Here is a 16,586-nt window from a genome sequence, read left to right as displayed (position 1 = left end):
CGCCGGGCCTGCGGGCGTGCCCCCTCAGGGGGCGCGCGAAGCGCGCAGGGGGGACGTCACACTCCCGGCGTGAAGCGAACGCCGACGAAGAAGGTGCGCGGCGCCTGCGAGTAGCCCTTGGCCGTTTCGTAGTCCTTGTTGAAGGCGTTGTCGATGTTGGCCTGCAGGCGCACTTGCGGGTTCACGCGATAGCTCAGGTCCAGATGGACCAGCGCATAGCCGCCCAGGGGCTTGGTGTTGGCGTTGTCGTCGAAGCGGCTGCCGTGGGCCTGGATCTGAAGGCCGCCGGACCACTGGTTCAGCGTCTTCTCCAGTCGCAGGCTGCCGTGCTTCTTGGCGCGACGGCCCAGCAGCTTGTCGGTGCCCAGGTCGCGCGGGTTCTGGAAATCCAGCGAACCTTGCATGCGCAGGCCTGCGATCTGCGTCTCGCCCTGCAGGGTCACGCCCTGCAGTCGCACCTTGGCCAGGTTGCCGTAGCAGCCGCCGTAGGTGGAGACGCAATGGGCGGCGAAGCTGCCGTCCCAGGAGATCAGGTCGCGGATGCGGTTGTTGTAGACCGTCAGCCCCAGCTCGCTGTCGCCCTGGCTCCAGTTGAGGCCCAGTTCCGTGTTGCGGCCACGCTCGGGATTGAGGGCGGCCACGCCGGGCTTGGGACCGAATTCGCTGTAGCTCTGGTAGAGCGTCGGCGCACGGAAAGCGGTGCCGGCGCTGGCCCAGGCGCGCAGGCCCGGCAGAAAGCGCCAGCCCGCGGCCACGGTGCCGGTGTTGACGCCGCCGAAGGCGCTGTCCTGGTCATGGCGCAGGTGCAGCTGGGCATCGATGCTGCTGTTGCTGTAGAGGTAGCTGGCGCCCACGGCGTTCTGGTGGCGCTGGACCTGGCCGCCGGTGGCGGGCATGAGGCCGGAGTTGACCAGCTTGTCCTCGCGCCGTTCCAGCACGGCATTGAGCTGGCCCACGGGGAGCTTGATCGTGCTGCCCAGGGCGTACTGGCGAACCTGGGTCTCTGTCAGGTAGGTGGAGGCATTGTTGGTGAGGGTCTCGTAGCGCTCGCGCGAGTCGCCGAGGCTGGCCTCGGTCTGCCAGTCGTTCGTCCACTGGGCACTCCACAGGGCGCGGCTGGCGTGGGTGTCATGCACATTGCGGTCGCGCACACCGACCTTGGGCTTGGCCGAGGCATCGTAGTCGCTGTCCAGGCTGCTGTAGGTGTTGACCAGCTCCAGACGCTGGCCCGCGTCCAGCTGGTAGCCCAGGCGGGCGTTGACGCTGTGGGTGCGCCAGCCGTCGATGTCCGGGTTGTAGCCGGGGTCGTTGCTGACCTTGCGGATGTTGAAGCCGTCGGCCACTTCCTGAGCCAGGCTCAGGGCGTAGTCCAGGGCGCCGGCAGCGCCGCTGAGGCTGAGGTCGCCCTTGACCAGGCCCAGGCTGCCCACGCCGGCGCCGATCTCGACGGTGGGCGTGCGCTTGCCCTTGCGGGTGAAGACCTGGATCACACCGGACATGGCATCCGAGCCATAGACACTGCTGGCCGCGCCACGGACGATTTCCACGCGCTCGATCTGGGCCAGGGGGATGGCTTCCCAGGCGGCGCCGCCGGAGCCGGACTGGGTGTCCATGCGCACGCCGTCCACCAGCAGCAGCGTGTGCTGTGTGTTGGCGCCGCGCAGGAAGAGGCTGGTGTTGGTGCCGGGATTGCCGTTGCGCACGAGCTCGACGCAGGACTGACGGCCCAGCAGGTCAACCAGGTTGCCGAAGCCCTGGCGTTCGATGTCGGCGCGGGTCAGCACGGTGACATCGGCCAGCGCCTGACTCAGTTCCAGCTTGGAGCGCGTGGCGGTGACCTGGACCTGGCCCAGCTTGTTGGGGGTCTCCTGGGCCTGTGCCGACAGGGCCAGCAGGCTTAGCGCGATCACGCTCAGGGTGGAGGAGGGGCGAACGGAGGCAGGCAGGCGCGCAGGCGAAGGCTGGCGTGCAGCACGCAGGAAGGAAGCGGACATGAGAAAAACGGGACTACGAGGCGGTCCAGGTGCCAGCTTCCCCGCAGGCTCCTGTGAAAACGAGGCGCTGCTTGCGCAGTCGCCTCACCCGTTGGCCGGTATCCGGGCTGGCGGATCGTGTCACTGCATCCTTCCCAGTGCCCTGGACACCAGTGGATTCATGTGCAGCAACTGAAGGCCTTGCAGCCTTGTCCGCTTACCGTTGCGGGGACAGCTCAGGTTAGGTCGGCCTCGTGGAGGCGTCCCCTTCTGATTCCCGTTTAACTGCCCTGACCGATGGGTCCGGGCGAGCACCAACAGCGCGCATTCTAGTCCAGCCTGGCTTTCGCTTCGCTGAAGGCCCCGCTTGACCGGGCTCAAGCGCTCCCGGAGCCCGGGGGCTGGCGCCGTCAATCCACGCTGCGAGACCACGGGGCAGGGCTCGGGGAGCGAGCGGGGCGTGCCGAGGGGAGGGGGGGAGCGAGGGGACTTGTGCGTGGTGCAAGGCGTGGTGCAAGGCGCGTGCACAGGGCGGGCACGCACGCGATGGATGCGGGCCTCGGGCCTGAGGGGGCGCGGCAGCGACGCCGTCTTCTAGGGGCTCTTGCGCGCCAGCGGTCCCGGGCCTGGCTGTGCCGGCCTGGTGGCTGGCTTGTTTGCTGGTTTGCCTTGCCGCACCCAGGCCTTGCGCTGGGGGGAGGCCTTGGCTGGTGCCGATGCAGAAACGCTCGGAGGCAAGGCCTTGGGCCCAATGGCTACCCCTGGCCCCGCGCGCTCGATGGCCTGGCGCTCGGCGCGTGCCCGTGCTTCGCGTTCCCTGGCCAGGCGGTCGAGCAGCAAGCCTTCTTGGCGGATTCGCTCCCGTGCAGCGGCGGCGGCCTGGGCATCGTCGGCGTCGTAGTGCAGCACTTGGCTGGCACCGGGCTCCTGAGGGCAGGGCGTGTTGCGCAGCTCGCGCCCCTGCGGGCCGCAGCGGTAGAGCGTGAACCGGCCGGGTTCCGCCGGAACCTGCGCCGCGAAGGCTGCACAGGCCAGCGCGCCGACCCGCAGGGCGTGGCGGGCGCAGAGAGCGTGGCAGGTGCCGAGAGCGAGGCGCGCGCGGATGCTGCGGAGGGCACGGAGCGGCATCGCTGGCATGGCGGGTGCCCCGGCCTGCAGGGTCAGGTCTTGTTCCTGCCCAAGGCCGAGGCCAGGGCTGAGGACAGTGCGGACGGCAGTGCAGCCCCCGGCTTGGCCACCGGTGCGGCGGGCCGGGCCGTGGCGGCGGGAGGCGCCTTCGACACTGCCTGTGCCACAGGCGAGGCCGCAGCGGGCGCGGAGGCCGCAGACGAGGGCGCTGCCATAGAAGCCGCCAGGGGCGCTGCAGGGGGAACTGCAGAGGGCGCTGCCACCGACCCCGTTTCGGCCGTAGCGGGCCTGGGCGGCTTGGGCCTGGGCGGCTTGGCATGGATCTGGGTCAGGGCCTTGGCCATATCGCCCTTGAGCATGAGCTCCACGGCGTCCAGGCTCTTGTTGATGCACTGTTCGACGCCGATGCGTTCGTCCACCGGCGGCTTGCGCAGCACATAGGCCGCCACCTCGCCCTTGTGGCCCGGATGGCCAATGCCCAGGCGCAGCCGCCAGAAATTGCCCGAGCCCAGCTGCGCCTGCATGTCCTTGAGGCCGTTGTGGCCGCCGGTGCCGCCGCCCTGCTTCATCTTCATCTCGCCGGGGGGGAGGTCCAGCTCGTCGTGGATGGCCAGGATCTCCTCGGGCGTGATCTTGAAGAAGCGCGCCAGCGCCGCCACCGACTTGCCCGAGAGGTTCATATAGGTGAGCGGCTGCAGCAGCCAGATGGGGCCGCTGGCGCCCGGGGCGTTGTTGATGCGGGCCACCATGCCGTAGTAGCTCTTGTCGAGCTGCAGGCTGCCGCCCAGACGCCGGGCCAACTGGTCTATCCACCAGAAGCCGGCGTTGTGGCGGGTGTCCTCGTATTCAGGGCCTGGGTTGCCCAGGCCGACAAAGAGTCGAATCATGGGGCTGATTATCCCAGCCCTAATGTCGGGCCCGCATCCGCAGAGCTGCTCAGGCCTGCGGCGCCGATGCCGCGGCGGCAGGGCCTGCCTGCGCGCCCAGGCCCTCGTGCAGGCGCAGCGCCATGAGGCCGTGGGCGAGGGTGGCCCCGCCTTTGACGGCTGCTGCCACGGCGGCCACCTCGGCCAGTTCCTCGGCCGTGCTGCCCAGGCGCTTCGCCCCGCGCACATGCACGTCGATGCAGTAGGCGCATTGTGTGGCCAGGGCCACGCCCAGGGCGATCCACTCGCGCTGCTTGGCGCCGATGTGGCCGCCCTCGCGGAAGACGGCGTGGTCAAAGGTCAGCCAGGCCTGCGACTCCATGGGCACCTTCTCGGCCAACTGGCGGGCCAGCAGCAGGTCTTCGGGGGTCTGGTAGCTCGAGCTCATCGGGGGTCTCCCTGTTGCGGATGCGTGTGCTGGCGCCGATGTTCGGCGAAGCCGCTGCTGCAGGACAAGACCTGACCCCGTGTACCGAACGGGTCATTGACAAGGCGATGCTGCGTGCCGGCAGCCGAATGCGGCCGCCGGGCAAGGGTGATGGACATGGAACGCTCCTGGGTTTGCAGCCGGCGGGATACCGGCGCTTGGATCCAGGAGGCGCGCAAGAGCGCGATGGATTCGCGGTCTGATGGCGGCCGTGCGATGAGCGCCACAGACGAAAAAAAGCCCCGCCAGGGCGGGGCTTCTTGCGCAAGGCGGCGAAGAATTACTTCTTGCCCTTCTTGCCCTTCTTGTCGTCGGCGGCCGGAGCAGCAGCCACGACGATCTCTTCCACGACCGGGGCCACGGCGGTGGCGACCACGGGGTTGGGCTTGCCGTGGGTCACGATCTTGACGTGGTCGGCGACGACCAGGTCGTTCACGTGCACCGAGTGACCCAGGGTCAGCTTGCTCAGGTCCACTTCGATGAACTCGGGCAGCTGCTCGGCCAGGCAGTTGATCTCCAGCTGGGTGATCACGTGGTTGACCGTGCACTTGTCGGTCTTGACGGCCGGGGATTCGGCTTCGCCCACGAAGTGCAGGGGCACCTTCTTGGAGATCTTGGTGGTGGCATCCACGCGCTGGAAGTCCACGTGCTGGACTTGCGGCTTGTAGGGGTGCATCTGGAAGTCACGCAGCAGGACCTTGGTCACGGTGCCGTTCAGTTCCATCTCGAGGATGGAACTGTGGAAGGCTTCCTTCTTCAGGGCGTGGAACAGGGCGTTGTGGTCCAGTTCGACGGCTGCGGGTTCACCGGCGCCGTAAACGATGCCAGGCACCTTGCCAGCGATACGCAGGCGGCGGCTCGCTCCGGTCCCCTGCAGCTTGCGCTCAAAAGCGACGAATTTCATAGGTTTCTCCAATAATGGATGGATGCCCGCGACCAGGCACCCGTGGATGCGGTCTGTCGACCGCTGACAAAAACCGGCCCGTCAAGGCCGGTCACAAACAAGCGGGCGCTCCCTTGCGAGGAGCGCCCGGCTTCAGACTCAGAAATTGTTGTTCTGCTCGGAGAACAGCGAGGTCACCGATTCGCCGTCGGAGATGCGACGGATGGTCTCTGCGAACAGGAAGGCGACCGACAGCTGGCGGATCTTGCCGCAGGCCTTGGCGGCGTCCGACAGCGGAATGGTGTTGGTGATGATGACTTCGTCCAGGGCCGATGTCGTGATGCGATCGATGGCCGGGCCGGACAGGATGGGGTGGGTGCAGTAGGCAAACACGCGCTTGGCGCCGCGGTCCTTCAGCACTTCGGCGGCCTTCACCAGCGTGCCGGCGGTGTCGATCATGTCGTCCATGATCACGCAGTTGCGGCCGTCGATGTCACCGATGACGTGCATCACCTCGGAGACGTTGGCAGCGGGGCGGCGCTTGTCGATGATGGCCAGGTCGCAGCCCAGCTGCTTGGCCAGCGCGCGGGCGCGGACCACGCCGCCGACGTCCGGGCTCACCACCACCAGGTTGCTGTAGTTGCGGGCCTTGAGGTCCGACAGCAGCACGGGGCTGGCGTAGATGTTATCGACGGGGATGTCGAAGAAGCCCTGGATCTGGTCAGCGTGCAGGTCCATGGTCAGCACGCGCTCGACGCCCACGGTCTCCAGCAGATTGGCCACGACCTTGGCCGAGATGGGCACGCGGGTGGAACGCGGACGGCGGTCCTGACGGGCATAGCCGAAGTAGGGGATGACGGCGGTGATGCGACGGGCGCTGGCGCGCTTGAGCGCATCGACCATCACCAGCAGTTCCATCAGGTTGTCGTTCGTGGGCGCGCAGGTGGGCTGGATCACGAAGACGTCGCGGGCGCGGACGTTTTGCTGGATCTCGACCGCGACTTCGCCATCAGAGAAACGGCCGACCGAAGCCTTGCCGAGTTCCAGACCCAGATGGGTGGCGATTTCTTGGGAGAGCACCGGGTTTGCATTGCCGGTGAAGAGGACGGTATTCAGCAGCACAGGCCATCCTTTGAGTCAATGGCCCCGTGGCCTACCCAGCGGGTCCGGGAGGTAAGCAATGAAATTTGGCAGGGGAGGAAGGACTCGAACCCTCGCATGTCGGAATCAAAATCCGATGCCTTAACCAACTTGGCGACTCCCCTACACAGGACACTGCAGAGCTGCAGCACCCTTGTACTCTTCAGTCTTCGGTCCATCCGCGAAGCGGGTGCTGAACCAGACTGCGGCACACCTTGCCAACCCATCCCGGAGGCAGCTCCGGTAATGTCGCCATGGGTTGGTTCGACATGCCATCTTTCCCTTGAACAGTAGCGAACACTGCACTGCCTGAACCTGTCATCCGGCTGTTGCCGAATCTCGATTCGAGCAAGGCGAGGGCCTGCGTCACTTGACTGCTGTACTGCTCAGCGGGTTTCTGGAGATCATTTCGCAGCGCGTTGTTCAACTTGCTGTCGATTTCCAGAAAGCTTGCGATTCTAGCACAACTTTCAGCGTTCAGTTCCAATCTCGGCGCAGAATTTTTTGCATTTTGCGAAGCGGCGGCAACATTTGATCTGTTGCTTTCACTCGGCTCGGTGCTTGTTTTGCTGCCGTGCTCAGGAAAGACCGCAACTATAGCCAGAGTTTCAGAGCGCTGCAAGAGGGGGCTCGAAAAAATATCCTTGGTCGGAATGCTGACGTCGGGCTTGACGATGGCGAAGGTCTGCTCCGGCAGTTCGATGGGGGTCAGGTCTTCACCGATGCCCTGCACGAAGGCATTGCGGCCGCCCAGGAAGAAGGGCACGTCGGCGCCCAGCTTCAGGCCCAGGGGCAGCAGGCGGGACAGCGGCCAGCGCAGGCCCCACAGCCGGTTCAGCGCCAGCAGGGTCGAGGCTGCGTCAGAGGAGCCGCCGCCCATGCCGGCGCCGCTGGGGAGGCGCTTCTCGATGTGGATGTCGGCGCCCAGGCCGCAGCCGCTCTCGGCCTGCAGCAGTCGTGCGGCGCGTAGGCAGAGGTCGTCGGCGGGCAGGGCGTCGCCCCGGTCATGGCGCTGCAGTTGGCCGTCGGTGCGGCGCTCGAAATGCAGGGTGTCCGCCCAGTCGATCAGGGCGAAGACGGACTCCAGCAGGTGGTAGCCATCCGGCCGCTTGCCCACCACATGGAGGAAGAGGTTGAGCTTGGCGGGGGCCGGGACGTCGTAGAGCGCTTGCATGGGGTCAGGGGAAGAGGGGGGCAGCCGATGCAGCCCTCAGGCGAGCAGTATGCCGGCTTGCCGGGCCATACCGTGCCCTGCTGTGCCGAACTGTGATTGAGGCTCAGTCCTCGCGAGCCAGTCGCACCCGCAAGGTGGCGGAGCGTCCGCCCAGCTGATGGGCGCTGAGCAGGCCCTCGGCCAGCCGGTCGGTCTGGACCCGCCAGCCCAGCTGCTCGAAGCCCTGCTCGGGCGCGGGCAGCAGCGCCGCGGCAGCGCCGCTCCAGGGGCGGCCCCGCAGCCAGTCGAAGAGGGCGGCGACGGGCACTGACTCGCCCAGCAGCTCCAGGGTCAGCGCATCCAGGCTGTCATAGCTGCGCTGCTCCTTGGGCTGCTCCAGGCTGACGCTGGTGGGGCTCCAGCGCACGCGGGCCAGCAGCGAGCCGGTGGGCGTGGACAGCTCCAGCTGGCCCTGGCCGGCATCGCCCAGCAGCTCGAAGCTGCCACTGCCGCCCTGGGCGACGCGCTGGCCGGGCTGCGGCGGGACCTGCACACTGAGCTTGCCGCTGAAGCTGCGCGTCAGGGGGGCGTCGGGGTCAGGTCTTGCCTGCATGGCGGCGCGCATGTCCGCATGGCGCGGGCCGTGCGCGCAGGCGGCCAGCGCAGCGAGCAGCAGGGCAGAGCCAAGCCGCCGGAACCCCCGGGACAGCGCGCGCATCAGGGCGCCGCCTGCAGGCGCTGGCGGGCTTCCAGGATGGCCTCGTTGCCGGGCTCCCGCTTGAGGCCTTCGGCCCAGACTTGTCGCGCCTTGTCCTTCTGCCCGCTCTGCCACAGCACCTCGCCCAGGTGGGCGGCGATGTCGCCATCCGGGCGGCTGGCATAGGCCTCGGCCAGCCAGCGCTGCGCCTCCTGCAGCCGACCCAGGCGGTACTCCACCCAACCCATGCTATCGACGATGGCTGGCTCCTTGGGGGCCAGGCTCAGGGCTTTGACGATGAGCTCGCGGGCTTCGTCCAGGCGCAGCTTTCGATCGGCCAGGGAATAGCCCAGGGCGTTGTAGGCATGGAAATGCTTGGGGCTGATCTCGATGGTGCGGCGCAGCTGCTGCTCCATCTCGTCCAGGAGGTTGAGCTTCTCGGCCATCATGGCCTGCTCGTACAGCAGGTCGGCATCGGCCGGCAGCCGAGCGGTGGCGCGGCCCAGCAGCTCGTAGGCGGCGGGCCACTGCTGCAGGTCGCGCAGCAGCTGGGACTCGGCCATGAAGCGGGTGCGCAGCTGCTCGTCGGTCTCGCCGGGCAGCTCGTGGATCACTTGGCGGGCCTGGTCCAGGCGGCCCTGCCGGGCCAGCAGCAGGGCCTTGCGGTAGCTGAGGTCGGCACGCGGCGAGGCCACCTCGATCCGGTCCAGCCAGGCTTGTGCGGTCTTCCAGTCCTTGCGCTGCTCCGCCACGCGCGACAGCAGCAGCCAGGCCTGCTGGCGGGCCTCGCGGCCGGATTCGCTGAGTTCGCCGTCGGCGATGCTGTCCTCCAGGCGCTTCAGGAAGGTTTGCAGGGCGGCTTCGGCGCGTTCGGGATGATGCAGCTCCAGCTCCAGGGAGCCCAGGGCGTACCAGGGGGTGGGCTGCTCCGGCGTATCGACGGTGAGGCGACGGAACTCGGCGGCGGCCTCGACCAGGCGTTGCGAGCGCGCCAGGGCGCGGGCATAGGCCTGGCGCAGCCCGTGGTGATCGGGCTTGGCGGCCAGAGCGGCGCGCACCGGCGCTTCGGCGGGGGGCTGGCGGTCCATCAGGTCCAGCGCCAGGCCCAGCGCCTCCTCCTGGCCCGGCTCCTGCTGCAGCACCTGCTCGGTGAGCGTCCAGGCCGGGGCCGCATGGCCGGCGGCCAGCTGCAGCCGCGCTTCGCAGAGCAGGGCGCCCTGACGCAGGGCGGGGTTGCGGGCCGAGGCCTGCAGGGTGGGCTGCAGGGCCTCCAGCACGCGCTGCGGCTCGGGGGTGCGGGCGAAAAGCCCAGGCAGGCTGCGCAGCAGCTGCTGCGACTGCGACTCGCTGCCCAGCTTCAGCAGGCTCTGCACCGGGGCGGCGATCTCCTGGGGCTTGTTCAGCAGGGCCAGCAGCTGCAGCGTGGTCTGGTGTGCCTCCAGCGAGCCCGGCATGCCATCCCGCCAGGCCTTGGCAGCGACCAGCGCCTGCTCGCCGGCACGCCCCTGCACGGCGATCTGCACGACGCGCTTGTAGAGGGGCTCGTCCTGCGTGCGCCGGGCCGCATCGAGCAGCACCTGGTAGGCCACGCCCATCTCGCCCGAGCGCAGCTCCATCTCACCCACCAGCAGTTGGTAGAACATGGGCGCGTCCATGGCGGAGTTCTGCACCGGTTTGGCAGGTGCCGCCGGCTCCACGGCATCGGCTTCGCCGGCATGCACCGACAGGGCGAGGGAGCCCAGCCCCAAGGCGCAGGCCAGGGCCAGCCGAGAAGGGCGAAGCAGCGGGAACGGGGAACGAGGCATGAAATCTCCAGAGGACGCCGGCCGCCTGGGGGCGGCCTGCCGGCCCATTCTAGGCACGGCGGGGCGCCCATCCCTTAGGACACCCTGAGTGTCCATTCTTACGGCGGACCCCTGCCTGGGATGCCTGGGTCCGGGCGCATCGTGTGGCGGCTGCGTATCATGCCGGCCATGCCCGAGCTGCCCGAAGTTGAAGTCACCCGCCGCAGTTTTGCCGACGCCATCCACGGCGCGACAGTGCAGTCCCTGCGCCTGGGCAAGCCCCTGCGCTGGCCCCTGGGCTGCGCGGCGGAGCGCTTGGTGGGGCAGCGTGCTGGATTGGTCCAGCGCCGAGGCAAGTACCTCTGGCTGCCGCTGGGCGAGGAGGGCCTGCTGCTGCACCTGGGCATGTCGGGCTCGCTGGCCTTCGGGCGCGACCTCGGGCCTGCCGGCCCGCATGACCACTTCGAGCTGCAGACCGACCGCGGCCTGCTGCGCCTGCACGACCCGCGCCGCTTCGGGGCGGTGGTCTGGTCCACGGGCCTGGACGCACCGCCGGTGTCCCGGCTGCTGGCCGGCCTGGGTCTGGAGCCCTTCGACGAGCGCTTCACCGGCGCCTATCTGCACAAGCTGCTGAAGGGGCGGCGCGTGGCCATCAAGCAGGCCCTGCTGGCGGGGGACATCGTCGTCGGGGCTGGCAATATCTACGCCTGCGAGGCCCTGTTCCTGGCCGGCATCCACCCCGCGAGTAAGGCCGGCCGCCTCAGCCGCCCTCGTGCCGAGCGCCTGGCCGCCAGCGTGCGCCAGGTGCTGGCGCAGGCGCTGGAAGCCGGCGGCACCACCTTGCGCGACTTTAAGGATGCCCACGGCGTGGCCGGCAGCTTCCAGATGCAGGCCCAGGTCTATGGTCGCGAAGGCCAGGGCTGCCGACATTGCGGCACGCCCATCCGCCGCCTGGTCCAGGGCCAGCGCTCGACCTTCTTCTGCCCCCGTTGCCAGACCCGTTCCTGAGCCGATCTTGAGTTCCTCCCCCGCTTCCCTCGACAGCTCCGTCGCCTCGCTGGCCCTCGACTTCGCCCCGCGCCTGGTGGCCTGGCAGCGCCAGCACGGCCGCCATGCCCTGCCCTGGCAGCAGACCCGCGACCCCTACCGCGTCTGGCTCTCGGAGATCATGCTGCAGCAGACCCAGGTGAGCACGGTGCTGGGCTACTACCAGCGCTTCCTGGAGCGCTTCCCGTCGGTGCGCGAGCTTGCTGATGCGCATCTCGACGAGGTGCTGGCGATGTGGCAGGGCCTGGGCTATTACAGCCGGGCGCGCAATCTGCACCGCTGCGCCGAGGCGGTGCGCGACCACCATGGCGGCGCCTTCCCGCCCTCGGCGGCTCAACTGGCCGAGCTGCCTGGCATCGGCCGCTCCACGGCGGCGGCCATCGCCTCCTTCTGCTTCGACGAGCGCGCGGCCATCCTCGACGGCAATGTGAAGCGCGTGCTGGGCCGCCTGCTGGCCTTCGACGGCGACCTGGCCTCCAGCGCCCAGGAGAAGCGGCTGTGGCGCCATGCCGAGACCCTGCTGCCCACCGCGCGCGCCGACATGCCGGCCTACACCCAGGGCCTGATGGACTTGGGCGCCAGCCTGTGCAGCACGCGCTCGCCGCAATGCCTGCTGTGCCCCGTGCAAGACCTGTGCGAGGCCCAGCGCCAGGGGACGGTGGAACAGTTCCCGATCAGGACTCGCAAGCTCAAGCGCAGCCAACGCGAGCACTGGTGGCTATGGCTGGAACACGAGGGGCGGATCTGGCTGGCGCAGCGTCCGGCACGCGGCGTCTGGGCGGGGCTGTGGACGCTGCCCCTGTTCGAGGACGAGGCTCAGCTGCTGAGCCAGGCCCGGCTGCTGTCGGCCCAGGCGCCGCAGCCGCTGCCCCGCATCGAGCATGCGCTGACGCATTTCGACTGGGTGCTGCACCCGCGCCGCCTGCACCTGCAGCAGGCCTTCCAGCTGGGCGAGGGCGTCTGGGTGGCGCGCGAGGAGCTGCCGCGCTACGCCCTGCCGGCGCCGCTGAAGAAGCTGCTCGGTTGATCGGGCATGTCCCGGGGGGCGCAGTGCGTGCCTGGCATTGGTCTCGCGGCTGGAATGCGCGTATGCTTGCGCCCGCCCGATTCGCATGCCAATGACAACGCCATGAACGCCCAGGTCAAGAATGCCCTTGAATCCGCCCTGCTGGCGGCGCTGGTCTTTGCCGTGTGCCTGTGGCTGGTGCTGACCGGCGACGAATCCGGCGGTGTCCTGCGCGCCACTTTCGGCGGGCTGGGCATGGGCGTGGGCATCATCGCGCACATCGCCTATGTGGCCGTGGCCCTGCAACATGCGGGCCGTTCGGTGTGGCCCTGGGTCGTGGCCATGGTGCTGATTCCCGGGGTGTCCGTGGTGGCCATGGTGCTGCTGAGCAGCGCGGCCCATGAGGCGCCTGGGGCGGGGCAGGCGCCGCGGGCCGACTGATCTCCTTGGATCGCCAGGGCACCAGGGCCCGGCTCAGTCCAGCAGGATGATGCCCAGCGGTCGCACGGCCCAGGCCGTCAGCACGAAGCACAGCACGGTGAGTGCGGCCGATCCGCCCAGCGCGCCCCAGAAACCCCAGCGCGAGAGCATCCAGGGGAAGGCCAGGAACATGGGCAGCGTGGGCAGCACGTACCAGAAGGTGTACCAGGCGTGGTTGGCGATGCGTTCGGCCGGCTGTCGTTCCACGTAGAGCCAGACCAGGGTCAGCAGCGTCACCAGGGGCAGGGCCGCCACCAGGCCGCCCAGGCGGTCACTGCGCTTGGCCAGCTCGGAGATGCCCACCACCAGCCCGGCGGTGATCAGGTACTTGGTGATCAGCCAGGTCATGAGCAGGGGGCACCGGGGGCAGGCCGCCTCACTTGGCGTCCAGCTCGCGGTGCCGCTTCAGCACCTGGCCGTGATAGGCGAACTGCTTGCACAGGGTCTCGACCAGATAGACCGAGCGGTGCTGCCCGCCCGTGCAGCCGATGGCCACGGTGAGGTAGCTGCGCTGGTCCGCCGAGAAGTTCGGCAGCCACTGGGCGATGAAGGCGCTGATCTGGCTCAGCATCAGCCTCACCTCGGGCTGGGCTTCGAGGAAACGGGCCACGGGTTCGTCGCGACCGGTGAGGGGGCGCAACTCGCGGTCGTAGTAGGGGTTGGGCAGGACCCGCACATCGAAGACGAAGTCGGCGTCGCTGGGCACGCCGTGCTTGAAGGCGAAGGACTCGAAGACCAGGGTCAGCGAATCTCCCGAGACCACGACCAGGTCTCGCACCCAGGCGCGCAGCTGGGCGGGGCGCAGCTGGCTGGTATCGATCACGGTGGATTCCACCCGCAGCGCGGCCAGCAGCTCGCGCTCCAGGTGGATGGCGTCCAGCAGGGCGCGGTGCTCGTCCTCGCCATGCTCGCCCGCGGCGCCCGGCACTGCGGGGTGCTGGCGCAGCGGATGGGGGCGGCGCGTCTCGGAGAAGCGTCGCATCAGGGTCTCGGTGTTGGCGTCCAGGAAGATGGAGCGCAGGGCCACGCCCTCGCCGCGCAGCTGCTTGATCAGGGGCAGCAGGTGGGGCAGGGAGCCCGCGCTGCGCACGTCCACTGCGATGGCCACGCGGCGCTTGCCGCGCTGTTGCTCCAGTTTCAGGAAGTCCAGCAGCAGTTCGGGTGGCAGGTTGTCCACGCAGAAGAAGCCAGCATCCTCCAGCGCATGCATGGCGATGGACTTGCCGCCGCCGGACACCCCGGTGACCAGCACCACATCGCTCTGCTCGCGGGCCTCGGGCTTGGCTTTCTTCATGGCTTGGCCTTTCGGGGGCTTGGCTTGGCCGCCTGGGCTGAGAGGTCCAGCATCTCCTGGGCATGGGCCAGGCTGGTGGACGAGAGGCGCTCGCCGCCCAGCATGCGGGCGATCTCGGCCACTCGCTGCTCGCCGACCACGGGGCGGACGTCCGAGCAGGTGGCGCCGTCCTTCAGGGCCTTGGACACGACGAAATGCTGGTCGGCGCAGGCGGCCACCTGGGGCAGGTGGGTGACGGCCAGCACCTGGCGGTCGCGGCCCAGCAGCTTCATCAGCCGGCCCACGGTTTCGGCCACTGCGCCGCCGACGCCCGCATCGATCTCGTCGAAAATCAGCGTGCCTGCCCCGCCGCTGTGCTGGCAGGTGGTGACGGCGATGGCCAGGGCGATGCGGGAGAGCTCCCCGCCAGAGGCCACCTTGGCCAGCGGTCGCGGCGTGCTGCCGGCATGGCCGGCCACGAGGAATTCCGCGGACTCCAGGCCGAAGCTCTGCGGCTCGGCCTGCGGCAGCAGGGCGATCTCGAAGGCGCCGCCGGCCATGCCCAGCTGCTGCATGGCCTGGGTGACAGCGGTGGCCAGCCTGGGGGCGGCGGCCTTGCGGGCCTTGCTGAGGGTGGCGGCCTGGGTGTCGTAGGCCTTGCGGGCGGCGGCGAGCTGGCGCTCCAGAGCGTCCAGGTCGGTCGCGGCATCCAGGCGGACCAGCTCCGCCTTCCATTCCTGGTGCAGGGCCGGCAGCTCGGCCGGCTGGCGGCGGTAGCGGCGCGCCAGCTGCATCCAGGCCGAAAGGCGTTCGTCCAGCTGCTGCAGGCGTTCGGGGTCCAGCTCGGCGCCATGCAGATAGGTGCTGAGGGTGTGGGCGGCGTCCTGCAGCTGGGCCTGGGCGCCCTGCAGGGCCTCGACGGCCGGGGCCAGGCTGGGGTCATAGCTGAGCACGTCCTGCAGGCCGTCCAGGGCCTGCTGGGTGAGGGACTCGGCATTGAGCTCGGCCTCGCTGAGCGCGTCCAGGGCGTGCCGGGCGGCGTCCATCAGGGACTGCGAATGCGAGAGACGCTGGTGCTCGCCGTTGAGCCCGTCCCATTCGTCCTCGCCGGGAGCCAGGCGTTCGATCTCGCCCAACTGCCAGCTCAGGCGCTCGTGCTCGCTGGCCAGGGTGGCTTGCTGGGTGCGGGCCTTCTCCAGGGCCTCGTGGGCCTGGCGCCAGGCGGTGTAGGCCTGAGCCACTGCGCGTGTGTCGGCCTGGGCATAGCCGTCCAGCAGCTCGCGCACGGCGGGGGCCCGGGTCAGGCCTTGCCAGGCGTGCTGGCCGTGGATGTCCAGCAGGTGGTCCGCCAGCTCGCGGAGCTGGGCCACGGTGGCGCTGCTGCCGTTGATCCAGGCCCGGCTCTTGCCTTGGGCGTCGATCACTCGGCGCAGCAGGAGGGTGTCGGACTCCAGCTCGAAGCCGCCTTCCTCCAGCCAGGCCAGCAGGGAGGCGGGGCGGTCGAACTCCGCGCTTATCTCGGCACGGGCTGCGCCTTCGCGCACCACGCCGGCATCGCCGCGCTGGCCCAGGGCCAGCTGCAGGGCGTCGATCAGGATGGACTTGCCGGCCCCAGTCTCGCCGGTCAGCGCGGCGAAGCCGGTGCCGAAGTCCAGCTCCAGCGCGGGCACGATCACGAAATCTCGAAGGCTCAGGCGGCGCAGCATCGGGCGGAATGAGTGGGTGAAGTGAGGGGTGAGGGGAAATCAGCTCACGCCTTCGTACCAGCGCAGCTTGCGGCGCAGCGTGGCGTAGTAGCTCCAGCCCTTGGGGTGGAGGAAGGACACCTTGTGCGCCGAACGCCGCACCGTGATGCGGTCACCGTGCAGCAGGCTGGCGAGGCTTTGCATGTCGAAGTTCACGCTGGCGTCGCGGCCGGCGACGATCTCCAGGCTCACTTCGCCCAGGTCCGGCAGCACGATGGGTCGGTTGGACAGCGTGTGTGAGGCGATGGGCACCAGCACCCAGCCGGCGATGCTGGGGTGCAGGATGGGGCCGCCCGCGGAGAGCGAGTAGGCCGTGGAGCCGGTGGGCGAGGCCACGATGACACCGTCGGCCCGCATATTGGCCACGAACTCGTCGCCCACGTCTACCCGCAGCTCCACCATGGAGGCCGTGGCGCCGCGGCTCACCACCACATCATTCAGGGCCACCCCTTCGAAGATGATGGCGTTGTCCCGCCAGACCTCACCTTCGAGCATGGCGCGCTGCTCGGCGTCGTAGTCGCCGGCGAGGATGGGGGAGAGCGCCTCGCGGAAGTGCTCGATGGAGATGTCGGTGATGAAGCCCAGGCGCCCCTGGTTGATGCCCACCAGCGGTGTGCCGTGGCGCGCCATCTCGCGGGCGAAGCCCAGCATGGTGCCGTCGCCCCCGACCACGATGGCCAGGTCGCAGCGCTGGCCGAGCTCGTCGTTGTCCAGGGCGTCATAGGCTGTGATCCCCGTGTTGAGCGCCGTGTCGCGCTCCAGGGAAACCTCCAGGCCTTGACTGGCCACAAATTGGGCAATCTCCTCCAGGACCGGCCGGATGCCGCGAGCCTGGTGCTTGCCCACAATCGCCACATGTTGGAATCGTTTGGCCATGCGCAGAATTACACCACAGCGCTCCCGGGCCGAATGACGAGGTCGCCC

The 16,586-nt window shown here is 69.0% G+C and carries 14 protein-coding genes, 1 tRNA gene, 1 pseudogene and 1 riboswitch; of the genes and pseudogenes, 3 read left to right on the top strand and 13 right to left on the bottom strand.

Features of this window, described 5'->3' with window-relative positions; all coding sequences use genetic code 11:
- Positions 1-56: 56 nt before the first annotated feature.
- The 9 genes and pseudogenes from H5407_RS07425 to H5407_RS07385 all read right to left on the bottom strand — a co-directional run bounded on the left by H5407_RS07425 (position 57) and on the right by H5407_RS07385 (position 10,132).
- Positions 57-1,994: a TonB-dependent receptor domain-containing protein gene (locus H5407_RS07425; RefSeq protein WP_183103811.1), complete on the bottom strand. Its 1,938-nt coding sequence runs from the start codon at positions 1,992-1,994 to the stop codon at positions 57-59.
- A gap of 75 nt (positions 1,995-2,069) precedes the next feature.
- Positions 2,070-2,307, bottom strand: a riboswitch (cobalamin riboswitch).
- A 1,063-nt stretch (positions 2,308-3,370) separates the two neighbouring features.
- A pseudogene (pth, locus tag H5407_RS07420) lies at positions 3,371-3,988 on the bottom strand (aminoacyl-tRNA hydrolase); the annotation flags it as partial.
- A 49-nt stretch (positions 3,989-4,037) separates the two neighbouring features.
- Positions 4,038-4,415, bottom strand: a complete 378-nt coding sequence (locus H5407_RS07415) for a carboxymuconolactone decarboxylase family protein (RefSeq protein ID WP_183103809.1) — start codon at positions 4,413-4,415, stop codon at positions 4,038-4,040.
- A gap of 319 nt (positions 4,416-4,734) precedes the next feature.
- Entirely contained in the window at positions 4,735-5,358 is a 624-nt protein-coding gene (locus tag H5407_RS07410) for a 50S ribosomal protein L25/general stress protein Ctc (RefSeq protein WP_183103808.1), read from the bottom strand.
- A 138-nt stretch (positions 5,359-5,496) separates the two neighbouring features.
- On the bottom strand, positions 5,497-6,459 hold the full coding sequence (locus H5407_RS07405) for a ribose-phosphate pyrophosphokinase (RefSeq protein ID WP_310737628.1): 963 nt from the start codon (positions 6,457-6,459) through the stop codon (positions 5,497-5,499).
- 66 nt (positions 6,460-6,525) lie between these two features.
- Positions 6,526-6,602 (bottom strand) — tRNA-Gln (locus tag H5407_RS07400).
- Between the two features lie 38 nt (positions 6,603-6,640).
- Entirely contained in the window at positions 6,641-7,651 is a 1,011-nt protein-coding gene (gene ispE, locus H5407_RS07395; protein ID WP_183103807.1) for a 4-(cytidine 5'-diphospho)-2-C-methyl-D-erythritol kinase, read from the bottom strand.
- 103 nt (positions 7,652-7,754) lie between these two features.
- Positions 7,755-8,348, bottom strand: coding sequence for a lipoprotein insertase outer membrane protein LolB (locus tag H5407_RS07390; RefSeq protein ID WP_183103806.1), 594 nt, complete (start codon positions 8,346-8,348; stop codon positions 7,755-7,757).
- Positions 8,348-10,132, bottom strand: coding sequence for a tetratricopeptide repeat protein (locus H5407_RS07385; RefSeq protein WP_183103805.1), 1,785 nt, complete (start codon positions 10,130-10,132; stop codon positions 8,348-8,350). The genes H5407_RS07390 and H5407_RS07385 overlap by 1 nt, the downstream gene beginning before the upstream one ends.
- A gap of 168 nt (positions 10,133-10,300) precedes the next feature.
- On the opposite strand from H5407_RS07385, the gene mutM reads away from it, so the two are divergent.
- From mutM to H5407_RS07370, 3 genes are all read left to right on the top strand, one after another.
- The gene (mutM, locus tag H5407_RS07380) at positions 10,301-11,119 is read left to right on the top strand and encodes a bifunctional DNA-formamidopyrimidine glycosylase/DNA-(apurinic or apyrimidinic site) lyase (protein ID WP_183103804.1); all 819 of its coding nucleotides are present in this window, start codon (positions 10,301-10,303) and stop codon (positions 11,117-11,119) included.
- A 7-nt stretch (positions 11,120-11,126) separates the two neighbouring features.
- Positions 11,127-12,185 (top strand): A/G-specific adenine glycosylase, encoded by a 1,059-nt coding sequence (gene mutY / locus H5407_RS07375; RefSeq protein WP_255501122.1) that lies wholly within the window; start codon positions 11,127-11,129, stop codon positions 12,183-12,185.
- Positions 12,186-12,287: 102 nt separating this feature from the next.
- Positions 12,288-12,605, top strand: a complete 318-nt coding sequence (locus tag H5407_RS07370) for a hypothetical protein (RefSeq protein WP_183103802.1) — start codon at positions 12,288-12,290, stop codon at positions 12,603-12,605.
- A gap of 33 nt (positions 12,606-12,638) precedes the next feature.
- Here the strand turns inward: H5407_RS07370 and H5407_RS07365 are convergent, their stop codons facing one another.
- The 4 genes from H5407_RS07365 to H5407_RS07350 are packed head-to-tail and all read right to left on the bottom strand — an operon-like array spanning position 12,639 to position 16,538.
- Positions 12,639-12,992: a DUF3147 family protein gene (locus H5407_RS07365; protein WP_183103801.1), complete on the bottom strand. Its 354-nt coding sequence runs from the start codon at positions 12,990-12,992 to the stop codon at positions 12,639-12,641.
- A gap of 28 nt (positions 12,993-13,020) precedes the next feature.
- The gene (gene rapZ, locus H5407_RS07360; protein WP_183103800.1) at positions 13,021-13,938 is read right to left on the bottom strand and encodes an RNase adapter RapZ; all 918 of its coding nucleotides are present in this window, start codon (positions 13,936-13,938) and stop codon (positions 13,021-13,023) included.
- Complete coding sequence (gene recN / locus H5407_RS07355) at positions 13,935-15,623, bottom strand: DNA repair protein RecN (protein ID WP_183103799.1); 1,689 nt, start codon at positions 15,621-15,623, stop codon at positions 13,935-13,937. The genes rapZ and recN overlap by 4 nt, the downstream gene beginning before the upstream one ends.
- Positions 15,624-15,662: 39 nt before the next feature.
- A complete protein-coding gene (locus H5407_RS07350; RefSeq protein ID WP_183103798.1) occupies positions 15,663-16,538 on the bottom strand; it encodes an NAD kinase in 876 nt (291 codons plus the stop codon).
- Between the last annotated feature and the right edge of the window lie 48 nt (positions 16,539-16,586).

The sequence above is a fragment of the Mitsuaria sp. WAJ17 genome (genome assembly GCF_014174515.1).
Taxonomy (GTDB): Bacteria; Pseudomonadota; Gammaproteobacteria; order Burkholderiales; family Burkholderiaceae_C; genus Roseateles_B.
The sequence above is the reverse complement of the archived record's forward strand: the minus strand, read 5'-3'. Positions and strand labels throughout refer to the sequence as shown.